Annotated in this window: 12 protein-coding genes; 4 read left to right on the top strand and 8 right to left on the bottom strand. The window is 39.3% G+C overall.

The annotated features are described in order from the left end of the window. Nucleotides 1-209: 209 nt before the first annotated feature. The 3 genes from FAR12_RS10400 to FAR12_RS10410 are packed head-to-tail and all read right to left on the bottom strand — an operon-like array spanning nt 210 to nt 3,816. Nucleotides 210-2,576 carry a virulence-associated E family protein gene (locus FAR12_RS10400; protein ID WP_019155139.1) on the bottom strand — a complete coding sequence of 789 codons (2,367 nt, stop codon included), beginning with the start codon at nt 2,574-2,576 and terminating at the stop codon, nt 210-212. Continuing rightward, a complete protein-coding gene (locus tag FAR12_RS10405; RefSeq protein WP_019155140.1) occupies nt 2,573-3,007 on the bottom strand; it encodes a DUF7768 domain-containing protein in 435 nt (144 codons plus the stop codon). Before FAR12_RS10405 ends, FAR12_RS10400 begins: the two co-directional genes overlap by 4 nt. Further along, on the bottom strand, nt 3,007-3,816 hold the full coding sequence (locus FAR12_RS10410; protein ID WP_425426404.1) for a phage antirepressor KilAC domain-containing protein: 810 nt from the start codon (nt 3,814-3,816) through the stop codon (nt 3,007-3,009). Before FAR12_RS10410 ends, FAR12_RS10405 begins: the two co-directional genes overlap by 1 nt. Nucleotides 3,817-4,355: 539 nt before the next feature. Between FAR12_RS10410 and FAR12_RS10420 the strand changes: the two genes are divergently transcribed. From FAR12_RS10420 to FAR12_RS10430, 4 genes are all read left to right on the top strand, one after another. Beyond that, nucleotides 4,356-4,688 (top strand): alpha-helical endospore appendage domain-containing protein, encoded by a 333-nt coding sequence (locus FAR12_RS10420; protein WP_019155143.1) that lies wholly within the window; start codon nt 4,356-4,358, stop codon nt 4,686-4,688. 136 nt (nt 4,689-4,824) lie between these two features. Next, the gene (locus FAR12_RS10425; RefSeq protein WP_019155144.1) at nt 4,825-5,226 is read left to right on the top strand and encodes an alpha-helical endospore appendage domain-containing protein; all 402 of its coding nucleotides are present in this window, start codon (nt 4,825-4,827) and stop codon (nt 5,224-5,226) included. 2 nt (nt 5,227-5,228) lie between these two features. After that, nucleotides 5,229-5,375 carry a hypothetical protein gene (locus FAR12_RS23410; RefSeq protein ID WP_019155145.1) on the top strand — a complete coding sequence of 49 codons (147 nt, stop codon included), beginning with the start codon at nt 5,229-5,231 and terminating at the stop codon, nt 5,373-5,375. Further along, nucleotides 5,366-7,798 carry a choice-of-anchor A family protein gene (locus FAR12_RS10430; protein ID WP_126408608.1) on the top strand — a complete coding sequence of 811 codons (2,433 nt, stop codon included), beginning with the start codon at nt 5,366-5,368 and terminating at the stop codon, nt 7,796-7,798. The genes FAR12_RS23410 and FAR12_RS10430 overlap by 10 nt, the downstream gene beginning before the upstream one ends. Here the strand turns inward: FAR12_RS10430 and FAR12_RS24160 are convergent. The 5 genes from FAR12_RS24160 to rlmD all read right to left on the bottom strand — a co-directional run bounded on the left by FAR12_RS24160 (nt 7,791) and on the right by rlmD (nt 13,757). Then, nucleotides 7,791-7,946, bottom strand: a complete 156-nt coding sequence (locus FAR12_RS24160; protein ID WP_126408609.1) for a hypothetical protein — start codon at nt 7,944-7,946, stop codon at nt 7,791-7,793. The two genes, FAR12_RS10430 and FAR12_RS24160, sit on opposite strands and share 8 nt — an antisense overlap. A 306-nt stretch (nt 7,947-8,252) precedes the next feature. Continuing rightward, the gene (locus FAR12_RS10440) at nt 8,253-9,023 is read right to left on the bottom strand and encodes a DUF4825 domain-containing protein (RefSeq protein WP_316245673.1); all 771 of its coding nucleotides are present in this window, start codon (nt 9,021-9,023) and stop codon (nt 8,253-8,255) included. 731 nt (nt 9,024-9,754) lie between these two features. Next, nucleotides 9,755-10,717 (bottom strand): tRNA dihydrouridine synthase, encoded by a 963-nt coding sequence (locus FAR12_RS10445; RefSeq protein ID WP_028988130.1) that lies wholly within the window; start codon nt 10,715-10,717, stop codon nt 9,755-9,757. A gap of 617 nt (nt 10,718-11,334) precedes the next feature. Then, complete coding sequence (locus FAR12_RS10450) at nt 11,335-12,018, bottom strand: helix-turn-helix domain-containing protein (RefSeq protein WP_019155151.1); 684 nt, start codon at nt 12,016-12,018, stop codon at nt 11,335-11,337. Between the two features lie 323 nt (nt 12,019-12,341). Then, nucleotides 12,342-13,757, bottom strand: a complete 1,416-nt coding sequence (gene rlmD, locus FAR12_RS10455; RefSeq protein WP_126408610.1) for a 23S rRNA (uracil(1939)-C(5))-methyltransferase RlmD — start codon at nt 13,755-13,757, stop codon at nt 12,342-12,344. Between the last annotated feature and the right edge of the window lie 139 nt (nt 13,758-13,896).

The raw sequence follows: 13,896 nt of genomic DNA on the forward strand, positions 1-13,896 counted from the left end.
CATATAAAAAGGCTCGGAACAAGAAAACAACTTTGACCCAATTTTCCTATACGCGCGCGTATGCGTGTATGCACAGGCTACTATTACTTCTTTTTACTATTTATAAATAAATAGGATACTTCTTGTTCCACTTGTTCCGAACCGTTGATTTTCCTTATCATTACTAGCTTTAGGGAAAGAAAGAGTATGGGAACAAGGTAAGGTACAACTTAGCGTTGTTCCTCGACTCGGGAATAAGCTCGTTGCTTTCCGTAGACAGGAAACGTCACAACACCATTCTTGTTCCCAGTGTACTTGTTCCACTCACTGATCTTTCTCATAATGGCACCGATGGCATAGGAATCTGAAGGCTTTAGCATGGATGCCTCTTTACCGAAACACTCACACCAAATTTCCATATTACAGACAAGGGTCCTTTTTACGGTTCCAACACGGGTGCCGCCGCCAAATTCGCTACCGCCGAGGAAATTTCTACGCTCGTACAAAGACATCGTATCCCAATCATCCGGCAAGAGCGTATCCAGATAGGTACGAACCAATCCTTCTCGTTCATCTGTTTCCATCGCATCTGCCTGTTCACTCGTTGCCATGGATACATCATCACCTTCAAGGTAGAGTTTTTCGCCCTTCTCATATAGCACTAGTGCCTCTGCCCAAATCTGCTGTACTTCCTCTTTGGTCATCTGCCAAGCTTTCTTTTTACCGTTACCGTTAATGCGGACTGGCCAAAATCTGCGGTTGCCCGTAATATCTCGAAGAAATCCACTTTCTGCATTCGTTGAACCTACAATTACACACTGACGGGGATGGCTTTCGACGTTGACCCCATAACTTGCACGGTACTTATCATCTGCCCTTGAAATAAAGGACTTCACAACCTCCACATCCGTCTTACGCATTCCAGCAAGCTCTCCTAGTTCCAGCAACCAATATCCCTGAAGTTTCTCAGCCCCGGATTTATCCTTCATATCTGTAATAGTCAAACTGTCTGAAAACCAGTCTCCAGCAAGCTTAGCAAAGAAGGTTGATTTACCGATTCCTTGAGGACCGTTTAAGATAAGAACACTATCAAACTTTGTACCTGGTCTATAAATACGGGCTACCGCTGCAACCATCGTTTTGCGTATGACTGCTTTTGTATAGGAATTATCTGTTGCACCGAAATAATCAATTAATAGATTATCTACTCGGCTAATACCATCCCATTTTGGCAGGGAGTCCAGATATTCCTTAACAGGATGGTAGGCTCGTTCTGACGCTACAGCTAACACAGCATCTTTGGTCTTGGTAGGGGAATAGACTCCGTATTTACTGCTTAAGTACACCTTAAGAAGCGCGTTATCCGAATCATTCCAACCAGCCTTGATCTGTTCCCAAGGCAGACCACCTTTGGCATCAATCCCATCACGGTGGCAGTTGAAAGCGATATGCTGTAAATTCTCATCATGCCGAATAATCAGAACGATGTTATCCAATGTGTCTTTTATTCGGCCTTGCTTATCCAATTCCAAAGCTGTCTGCCAATCCTCATCACTAAACTCCTCTTCAGCCTGAGCCTGTCTTTCCTTTGCGAACTCAGCTTTTACCGCTTCATCTTTTATAGCAAACTCGCACATTGCCACAAAAGATGGCATCTTACCAGGAACCGTGGTGGTAGAAGCTTTATCATCTAAAGAACCAAATTTATGAATACGAACAAGATCAAAAGCATTGAGGAGCAGGCTGCTTGCTGGGTCTGTGGCATGGTGGCTGTATGCAAATTTATCATCATAGATAATCACACCCGCACTGCTGTCAGCTGGAATATAATCGTACCGTCCTTCCATAGCAGAGGGGGCATAAACAGCACCTAAGAATTTTTCTATAGCTTCACGAACGAAATAGGCACGACAGAATGTTCCTACCACACCTTCCTTTAAAAGCGGATCTGCTTGTTCTTTCAGACTTCGATTAATCACTTCAGACTGCCTGCTTGATACCGGCCAAGTTGATGTATCCCGCCAGTTTTGATATTTTGAAAGATAAACATCCGGGTCAAGTAATGCTCCATCCTGCTCTTCGTAGACAAATTCACCATTAGAGGAAGTGGATGGCCAATACATAAGGCGATGTGCTTCATATGTCGTATCATCGAAAAGGTCCATACCAATTTCTTTTGCCACCATACGTCCAACGGCTGCATATTCTTCTTCACTGATCTCACGAGCAAGAGGAACGATAAGTCTGAGTCTCGGATTTTCCGGTGTGTGCTTATGGGTGGAGTAAACACAACATTTGAAATCGAAAAGTATTGAGATTTGTTCCCAAATATCCGGTCTACCGTAATCCATATCAAGGGTAAGCAAAGAGCGACATAGAACATTGCCCTTCTTTCGCCTTCCTTCTTTTAAATGTCCTCCGACAAAGCCACCCACGTCTTTGATATCATCTTGTTGACCTTTTTTAAGTTTCCGATATTCCTCTACCGTTTCTGTAGTACGTTGTGTTGTCTTTACACGGGAGCAAAAATCCTCCCATGAAATATCTTTGTTTTTCCACTTCCTATCCATCCGGCTATTGCCCACTGCAATTTTCATAAACTTTCGACCTCCTCATGCTCCGGACTAAAATATCTAACCGTTTGTCTGCGTTTCTTGGCGACTTCAATTTCCCTCTCCATACCGTTTGAGATGGTATTGCCCAGCACCCACACCTCGGAACATTTGCCCATGAGCACAATGTCCATAAATATGGCAAGCTCCCGTTCCTCTGGATTTTCATCATCCATAAACTGTGGAAACATAAGGTGGGGAGCAATTGGAATACAGTTACTTTCCAAGGCAAACCTGCAAAAACTACGAGCCTTTTTAACGTTTTCTTCTACATCACCGGAATAGGGAGAACAGATATATACAAGCGGCTTAAAGGCAGATTTTTTCTCTGCCTTTTCCTTTCTCATTATGTTGGTCAGTGCTTCATGGGGAGTTGGGTCATGGTATCCTTCATGGTTAAATTTGTTGATTCCCATTACACACCCTCCATTTCTATTTGAGGCAAAATACCGTCTGCCTTCATCAGTTCGTAAATGAAGAGTCTGCCTTTTTGTGTCCAATATGTATGGACCTTTGTATGCTGTTGCCCGTTACTGCCAAGGTAGTTATGTGTCTTAGTACTGGTGTATCCTTTTTCCGCATACTTCTGATATAAAAGCCAAATGCCGCCTTGTTTAAATTGGATGCCCTTTTTATTAAGATAGCGGTTCATCCAAATAGCTGACTTACCATAATCTTTGGCGATTGCTGATGTGGAAATGAGGTCTTTGCAATTTAAAACCACATCGTAATAAGACACTTTCGGTTTCATTTCTGCAATTTGCTGATTCTGAACAGCAACTGTACCTTCAAGCACTTTATTTTGTTTCCTTACTTGTGTTAGCTGTTGATTGGCAATCTGAAGTGCCCTTGCCATGATTGCTTCTGGAGAGTTCCATCGTCTTTCAATTTCAAGAAAGTACCCGCGGCATTGTTTTCCTTTTGGAGTACGCTGTATCATGCATAGCTCTTTTGCCATATCAATTGTTATTTGGTGGTCAACAGCTGGTCTTCCACCTGTACTTTCCGACAGAAATGTCGAAAAGTCCGTACCCTCCACAAATCCATACTCACACATTCTTGGAAACCATTTATCATATTTCGGAAGTTTAGAATGAATGTCATTTGAATCCGTTTCCAGAAACATATCCACTATATCTGTAACAAAATGCATTGTGCTCATAAGTTCCTTGACAAATTGGAATTGATCTAAAGAATTTCCTTTCCAAATCTTTCGTAATGTCATCACATTGTAAATGCAAGAATATGTAGTTTGATTTTTATTTCAGCCTCACGATACATCTATGATTTTGCGGAATTTTTCTTTATTAAAAATATTACATAGTCCTTCAACTATTTTATAGCTCGTGTAATTAGTGCTAAACAACAATTAAAAAGATAGTCATAATAACGGAATTTAGTTATTTCAATCTCATGATGTCGTATACGATATTTATTTCCAATGTCCGTCAACATCTTAAATTCATTATGAAACAGATCAGTAAAATCATCATTTCCTTTTGCCATATCACTTACTATTTTTTCTGATAAATAGTTCTTATCTAAATCTAGTATGCCTTTAATCATTAAACTTCTTTACTTGTCAAACTGTTACATGATAGACGACAGCACAATCACATAGTCAACATTGACATAATATAGCATAAACACTTTCACTGAGTGTCATATATCTCATCTGCTTTAATAATCGTTATAGATTTGATTCTATGTTTGAAAGCGTGAGATATCATTAAGCATTAATACTTGAAAGGAGGAATTTACTCTATGTCAATGCCCAATATACCTAACATAAATGCAACCATCAGTATCACTCTTGAAGATTCTGTCAATCTTTTGCTTGCTTCCGTGGCCTTTGAGGAACTGGGGCTTTCTCATATCATCAACGCCGAAGCTGAAAAGATTCAGTATGCCCTTGGAACGCTCAGAGGACAGAATCCCCCCACTACGCCCCCGACGATTGATGAACTTCTAGGAATCAATGAGTCGGTTAGTCAAACATTGAGAAACGTCATTAAAAACCAAATGCTTCTTCATTTTAAGTTGAAAGATACGCTATCCATTTCGACATCCACAACGACGACTACCGGGACGCCATAACTTTGTAATTGCAAATTTTAATGAGTAGATAAGCAGACACATATGCACCGCCTTGTTATTCATTTAGTTTTGAGCGTTGAACCAATGTCGAAAAAACATCTTGTGATATAAAAACCAAATAGAAAGGAGTCCAATTATGTCATTTCCAAACATGCCTAATGTAACTCCACATATCAATATTAACCGAGATAGCGTCATCAATCTTTTGTTGGCGTCCATAGCATTGGAAGAATTAGGATTGTCTCATATCATCAACGCCGAAGCTGAAAAGATTCAGTATGTCCTTGGAACACTTGACGGGCAAACCCCACCAGAGCCCGCTACAATTGATGATTTATTGAAAATCAACAATTCGGTGAATCAGACGCTCAAAGATACTATTAAAACCCAGATACTTCTTCAGTTCCAACTCGAGGATCTCATCAATTATGAACAGCTTGGCATACACGTTAATACTGCAAGCGTAACGGCCGTATTCGAAGGCAACACCTACTACGCCAGCGACAGTGCATATTATCATACAACGGGAGGAATGTAATAATGTCAACGAATTTAAACTGCATTAACACTCCTGTTAAATGGAGTAACATTCAGAAAAGGTTTCACTATAACCTCAACGATGTTCGTAATATGACGATTATTGGCTCGATTTTCGTTGAAAAGGAGGGAATGGAAAAATGGCAGTAAACCTTGGACCAATAGGCATTTACAATGTGTTTGTGATACAAGATATGAATATGAGCAATACAGATGCCGAAGGAAGAGTAGCCGTAGGAGGTAATGTTACCTTGCAAAACTACGGAATAGGCGCTTCCATCTCACCATTACCACCCTTTGGAACGGATGCCTCTTTTGTAATTGGCGGTAATGTAAATGTTACAAGTGGTTCGAATTTTAGTGGCAATACTATCAGAAGAGCATCTAGTTCAGTAATCAATTATACTATGGGAAACCCAAACGGTACTTTTGTAACTGGGAATCCAATCAATTTTACAGAGAAAGCAACTTATTTAAAATGCGCAAGTACCTTTTGGGGCAATCTGACGGCAACTGGTACTGCAAGTGTAAGCTTTGGGGGATTAACTCTAACCGGTACCGAGCCAGATTTGAATATATTTGAAATAAATGCAAATGATGTAGCAGGGTCAGGATTGTCACTGAATCAGTTGAATGGCATCAATATTGTAGCTCCACTAAGTTCTACAGTTTTAATCAATGTCATAGGAACAAACATTGCATTTGGTAGTTACCAAATTTTTAGAAATGGAGTAACCGCAACTCGAAGCGATGCACGATTAATCCTTTGGAATTTTCCTCAAGCAGCAACATGGACTAATAGTACGACCGCAATATATGGCTCGGTATTGGCCCCATTTGCAGATGCAACTACCGTATCTAGCCAAATTAATGGCAATATTATTTTTAACTCTCTTACGGGAACTTCCGAAAGTCATAATGAATTGTTTGAAGGAACTCTGCCTGATCCGCAGTCATGCTTAACTGAAATCGCTTCCATCTCGATAGAAAAAGAGGTTTCGCCTGATAATGGTGTAACATGGTTCTCGGCAGATACTGCCCCAGGACCGGATGTGCCTTCTAACACAAATCCGCGTTTTCGTTTCACTGTTACAAATAATGGAACTGCTACACTAACCAATGTTATAGTTACGGACGATGTTTACGGTTTAATTGGAACAATAGCTACACTGGAGAAGTCCGCTTCGGACCAATTCATTTTCGATGGAACATGGGTACTTGGTCAAAACGTGAATACCGCGACGGCAACTGGTGAATATGACGGCAATACCTTCTCTGACACCAATTCGACATATTGGGTAGGTGTGGAAGCGGCACTTCCGGCGATTACCGTGAAAAAGGAAGTATCGCCAGACAATGGGGTTACATGGTTCGATGCAAACAAGCTTCCAGGCCCGAATGTAGTTTTTCCCAACAATCCGCAGTTTCGATTTACAGTTACAAACACAGGAAATGTTACGTTGACCAATGTTACCGTGACGGATAATGTTTATTTAACGGTTATCGGTCCAACGGATTTGAACCCCGGCGAATCGGAAACAGTAACAATTAACGGCACATGGGCACTTGGCCAGCAGTCCAATATTGCGACGGCAACATGTGATCAGGGGGTTACCCATGAGAACACGGCATTTTGGTTTGGGGTTGAAGCGGCCGCACCGTCCATTGAAGTAGACAAATACGTTTCACCAGATAATGGGGTCACATGGTTTGAAGCAAATGCTCCTGTAGGCCCACCTGTACCACAAGGCACAGATCCACAATTTCAATTCACAGTTGTTAATACGGGCAATATCACGTTGACCAATGTTATAGTAAATGACAATGTTTATGGCTTAGTGCTTGGACCAATCGCAAGTTTAGCCCCCGGTGAATCATCATCCACAATAGTTGTTGGTACATGGGCACTTGGGAATCAAATGAATATTGCAACAGCAACATCTGACGAAGGAGTATCCGATGCTGATGTCGCATATTGGTTCGATGAAGAAGCTCCACAGCCAGAAATTAATATAATAAAAGAGGTATCTAACGATAACGGGATTACCTGGTATGACGCGGATACACCTCCAGGATTAAATGTTGCCATAGGGACCAATCCTTTGTTTAGAGTTACAGTTACTAATGTGGGAGACGTAACCTTAACCAATGTCCAAGTAACGGACGATATATACGGTTTTGTTGGGACCATGCCCGTTCTGCCACCGGGAGATTCAGCTAGTTGGATTATTGTCGGTACCTGGGTGCTTGGACAAAACGTGAATGCCGCAACGGTAACTGGTGAATATGACGGCAATACTCTCTCTGACACCAATTCGACATATTGGTTTGGCGTCATCCCTTCCATCACCATTGAGAAATATGTTTCGGTAGATAATGGAGCAACATGGCAGGAAGCCGATACGTCTCCAGGACCGTTGCTTCCAGACGGAGTAACACCGCAATTTAAATTCATCGTAACAAATACTGGTGATGTGACGCTTACCAATATTGAAGTAACCGACAGCGTATTCGGCGTTATTGGAACCCTCCCATCACTTGATCCCGGTGATTCCAACGAATGGATTATTTAACTGATTCAAAATACAATGAAATATGCTTCTTAGATAACAGAGAGCAATGTTTTTCTATACGTTTTCGGGGTTTTGGCATACTTGGATAGTAACTGCCTTTGTGAGGTTTTCGAATCTTCAAATCTAGTGTACCTAGCCATGTGTCCAATTCATGATGATAACCATTTCTTTGCGTGGCGCGTTCCGGACTTCGTTTGTATCAACCTGGGACGCTGCCACAACTTCCAATAATGAATTAACAAGAACATTCATAACCTCTCTCAAAAATCAAGATGACCGTCAGATACACTCCTGCGCAAAAGATTTAAAAATGAAATTCTATTTATAAAAGCTCGGCGCGATTTTACATCACTACTATAAGAGTGGACTATAAAATCCAAGTGTAGATGTCTTGATTCGAATTTTGCAACATTATAATAGCAAGATTTTCTTCCACAAGTTGTGCTATATCATTTTAATCTCTATATTTTCCATTATAAGATGTACCCTTAATCAGCTTACTAAATTCTTCTTCGCTTATGGCAAAATCACGCACATCTTTTCCATATTGATCATTTGCCCATTCTCGTGTGTACTGCATATTATAGGAGGTTAGCCCGTCATTTAGGTTAAAATTGATATATTCTACGTTTCCAATCAAGGCAAACATAATGATAGCATTAACTTCAAACTGTTGTTGATTTGCTTCATCACTATAAAAATTTCTAGTCTCTGTATCCGTTTGTAAATTTACAGTTATTGCAAAAGGCTCACTATCAGTAGAAAGCTCAAAGTAATCGTAATCGATGTTTTTAGGGAACGTTAATAAAAAGATGATACCTCCAACTTTTGAGTTATTGCCTACATACTCGGTTTTATTTTTTAAAAACTGAGAAACAAGAGGGTCATCACCTGATTTAGTTGTAATTAAATTGGTAACTAGAGCAACCACAAGTACTACAATTGCAACTAAAGTAACAGCAATCACCCAAAATTTTGGCTTTCTATAATTTAACACGTTTTTAATCCTCCCCTTTACATTTCCCTTGTCAAAAGCTAGAGAAGTTCCTCTTAAAATACGCTTTCCGATAGCAAGCAACAGCAATGGATTAACATAAGTTTTTTGTGTTTTCATGCATACTTTTAATACGCTTTCATCACAGAAAAGTTCCATATCCTTACTCATTAAAAAAAATGAAAGCCATACAAGAGAATTAAGCCAATGTAATATTAAGAAGGCTAATATCTTAAAGTAACTATTACATCTACCCCTATAGCAATAGTATCAATTTCTAATAGCTTTTCATAGAGATTATGGCAAATGTCAGATTGGTAAGCACTATAATCGGCTTTATCCCAAGCTATTACAAGGTATCGTTTTATTCTTTGAACGTTAAAATCATTATTTAGTGACATGCAAATAAAATTTGAAGCAACTCATCTGTTGCTCCATTAACCTGTGATAATCTATTTTAATAAGATGAATTGTTTCTCAATTAAAATGTACAAAATTCCGGCTTAGACTCATAAGCTATAAAGTACATTGAAACAGTTTGCATTAAAGTGAATTATTTACTTTGCATGCGCCTTATCTAAGTTATCGTAATCACCATTTCTACGAAAAGCTAAGTTATGTTAAAACCACAGAATACAAACAAACCAATAAATTAATATTCTTTAAATATGAAAAAATTTAATTGCAGCTAGGACAAAACCCTCCTTTAAAACATTAAAAAAGCCAGTGAGGTTTTACTCGTCGTAAAATTTCACTGGCTTTTCATTTTTCAAAATAAAATAAAGATTATTTCTGATAAAATGAATTTTTCTACCTAATCATATGGAATGAAGGATTCTTAACATGAATCAATTAACTTTACCTTTTCGATTTAATAGTAAAATTATAAATACACATGAGTTGATAGGATTCATTTTCCCTCTAATTTTTATGCATTACCTCATTCTACTGTCCCTGTCCTGTCAACACTTTTTTTCAAAATGATCAAGTAATTGACGTACTTCATCCGTTGACTTTGTGTTCATCAATTGATTTCTTAACATGCTTGCTCCAGGAAATCCTTTGACATATATTTTGAAAAAACGATGGAGCCCAGTAATTGGACGTGGCAGTTTTTCTAAATAGTAGTCATAAAGATCAAGATGATATCTTAGAAGATTGAGATACTCCATACTACTATGCTCTTTCGGCTCTTTTTCAAAGGCAAATGGGTTTTTAAAAATTCCGCGCCCAATCATAACCCCATCCACACCATATTGACGAACAAGTTTCAGTCCTGTTTCACGATCAGGAATGTCCCCGTTGATGGTTAGTAGCGTATTCGGTGCCACACGATCACGTAATTTCTTGATTTCTGGAATCAGCTCCCAGTGTGCCTCTACTTTGCTCATTTCCTTTCTTGTACGTAAATGAATAGAAAGATTTGCGATATCCTGTTTTAAAATATGCGTTAGCCACTCCTCCCATTCATTTACATCCGAATAGCCAAGTCGTGTTTTCACACTGACAGGCAGTCCACCCGCTTTTGCTGCTTCAATAAGTTCTGCTGCGACTTCTGGACGCAGAATAAGTCCACTACCTTTCCCTCTCGATACCACATTCGGTACAGGGCAGCCCATATTAATATCAAGGCCTTTAAATCCTAGCTCTTTCATCCCAATACTCATTTGTCGGAAATATTCGGGCTTATCTCCCCAAATATGTGCCACCATTGGCTGTTCATCTTCTGTAAACAACAAACGACCCCGAACACTGTTCTTTCCCTCAGGATGACAATAGCTATCCGAGTTTGTAAACTCTGTAAAAAATACATCCGGTCGACCTGCTTTACTTACTACATGGCGAAAAACAACATCCGTCACATCTTCCATTGGCGCAAGTATAAAAAATGGTCGTGGTAAATCACGCCAAAAATTATCAATCATTGCAAACTCAAATCCTCTCATTACTGATACAACTTTAAACTATCTGTCAGTCAAAAATATAAAGTGAAACTTTTAATCACTGGGGTTTCTTCATCCTCCACCGAACTAGAGAAACTCAGGTTAAAGGCGCCATGTCCTATGACACCTGAAGAACCAACATCTTATTAGCCTGAACCAATTGGGTTTTTATGGGCAATTGATTCCTTTCCTAACTTCTTTGCTTTCGCTAAATTTTGAGGTAGAAGCATTACAACCCATTAATGCGGGATAAAACCGCTTTTTTTACACTAACATCATGTTTCCTAACTTACTATCATACACTAGTATATTTGAATATGGATCATTTATGAAAATCGCCATGTATATTTTAACGAAAATCAGTCCTGAATGGTATTTTCACAAACGAAAAAGCAGATAGTATAGACTTTTTACGATATCAACTGCTTTTATGTATATGATATTTGAAGTATCAATTCGTGTGTATTTTACTTTAATTTTTCTTTATATTAAAGTCTCCCATACAAAAATCGAAGCATAAAAAGGCTCCTCGCCGCCATAATGGTAGTTGAGGAGCCTTGGTTTGTCTAATACAAACTGGGATTTATCTTTTTTTGAACTTATTTTACAATTTCAATTCGTTCATACTCCGTTCCGGGATTTTTCTGAACAGCTTTAAAAAATAAAGTCTTATGAACAATTTCATCTGGATTCAGTGAACTGTATGATTTCTCATAACTAAATCTGGGCACCTGGTTGAATTGAGTGACTGCAAGATAATCTGAAATAGTAAAAATTGCAAATAATAGAATGGCACATCCGACAACACTCAATATACGTAAGCTTCTCTTTACGAATACAGATTTAATCATGAAGTAAGCTCCAATTATTAAAATGATACTTCCGATAATTGAATAAATACTTCCCCAGCTGCTATCATTGGGGAATATCGCTAAGGCCGAAATAATGATGAATATACCGAATAATGACATCAGATAACTAATCACTTTTTGTTTTCCGTACTTTATCTCGTTTTGTCCATATTCTGCCATTTTAATAGCAGTATCTCTTGTCTCTTGATTCATATTCTCGCTTTTCCTTTCTCCATTGACAATCTCAGGAATACTAACATCATAAAAATCTGCTATCTCGATGAGCAGACCTATATCTGGCATATTCCTGCCGGTCTCCCATCTTGATACTGTTCTGCCAGAGACATTCAGCTTTTCAGCCAATTGCTCCTGCGTCAAATCTTTTTCTTTTCGAAGCTCTTTTAGGAACACTCCGATTTTGATTTGATCCATATGGATGACCTCCTTTTCTCTGCCAGATTACTACCAGCAGGCATTTTTTAACACGACACAAAGCGAGAAATGCCCTGTTAATGCCTATAGACAACCTTGTCTAATTGCTATATTTCTCTATTTTCTGCTCAGACATCTAAATCACAGCCCGAGCTCGATGTTATCCAAATCACTAACTCAATCCTAACGCAAAAACATCCCAATCGGCTACTCAAACCCTCCGAAGAAAAGTGTAGATAAGTTTTCTTAGAGTGATAGTTCGATTCTCACGTTCAAAGCAAGCCTCCTCCTGCGGCGCTTACGCTCAGACTTCCGAAAAGTCTTTACTTCAGGCAATTTTTGTTGGTCATCCCTTTTACCCTTGACATCAAGGCAACGCACTCCACATGCACAGTATGCGGGAATAAGTCCACTGGTTGAACCGTTTTTAGTTCATAACCGAATGGCGCTAGCTCTTTAATATCAGTTGCAAATGTATCTGGGTTACATGATACATAAACAATTCGTTCAGGCTGTGAACGGCCAATTCTTCTCATTACTTTTCCACCTGCACCTGAGCGTGGTGGGTCTAGTAAAAGTAGCTCTGGACGACCAAAGCTTTCTAACACTTCGTCGATTCCTTTTCTTGCATCTTTTGCTAGGAAGTAAGTGTTTGTTAAACCATTATCTGTTGCGTTACGTTTCGCTGATTCAATTGAGCTTTCGACAATTTCGATTCCTGCAAGCTTTCCAACTCGACTTGCAAACGGAAGCGAGAATGTACCAACACCACAGAAAAGATCAATCATTTTCTCTGACTTCTTCGGTTCACCCATCTCAACAGCTAAGTCAACAAGCTTTTGTGCTTGTGTCGGATTCGTTTGGAAGAAAGTATCAAACCAAAGACGGAAACGATAGCCGTCCATTTCATCATAAATAAAATCACGACCAGCTAACACATGACTCTTCTCTGATTGAGTACGGTCTGCCCAATCTGTATTTTCAAGCCACATTAAGCTTTTTACTTGTGGGAACTTTTCTTCGATACGCTTGATTAAATCTGCCACAGGCTTTTCATGCTCACCTGTTGGTCCCTCTGTCGCAAATAGAGCAAGCATCATTTCTCCAGTAGCAAAAGATTGTCTTACCATCAAATGACGTAACAAGCCTTCATGAAGGTCCTTGTTATAACCTTTTAATTGATGGTCTTTTACCCACTCTGCTACTTCCATTGCCGCTTCGACCATTTCTTTTCCTGCGATCAAGCATGTTTCAAGTGAAATGATTTTGCGGAAGTTTCCTTGCTCATGCAATCCAAGAGCTCCGTCTGGTGAAAAAGTAAACTCCATTTTATTACGATAATGCCATGGATTGTCCATGCCAATCGTATCTTTAACAAGCTCTGGATCAAAGCCTTGAGCTTCGATCGCGCTCTTCACATGGTTCGTTTTTGCTTTCAATTGACCTTGGAATTCCCAATGCTGCCATACACAGCCACCACATTTTTCAAAATGTGGACATGGTGCGACAATTCTTTCTTTGTGAGCCTCCAGAATCTCCAAAGCATCAACTCTTCTTCTTCTACGGTCTGGCTTATCCACGAGTACACGCACTTTTTCCCCAGGTAATGTTTGCGGAACTGTAAGTCTTAGCTTTTTCAGAATCCCTTTTTCATTTTCGCGCCAAACGCTTCCCTTACCTGAACCTTTTTCATCAAAACTCTTTATCTCAACAATCATTTCTTCATTCGTAACTGTCATGCTGTACCTCCTTATATTCCATTCAAACCTCTATTTTAAATTTCATTACGATTCATTTTTTGCATACTAAATTAGTATAAAGGACTCAAACCCAATTTGAAACCTTTCATACCTAGTAGATATTAACAAAATATCACTA

It is taken from the genome of Bacillus yapensis (assembly GCF_005280205.1).
GTDB lineage: Bacteria > Bacillota > Bacilli > Bacillales > Cytobacillaceae > Robertmurraya > Robertmurraya yapensis.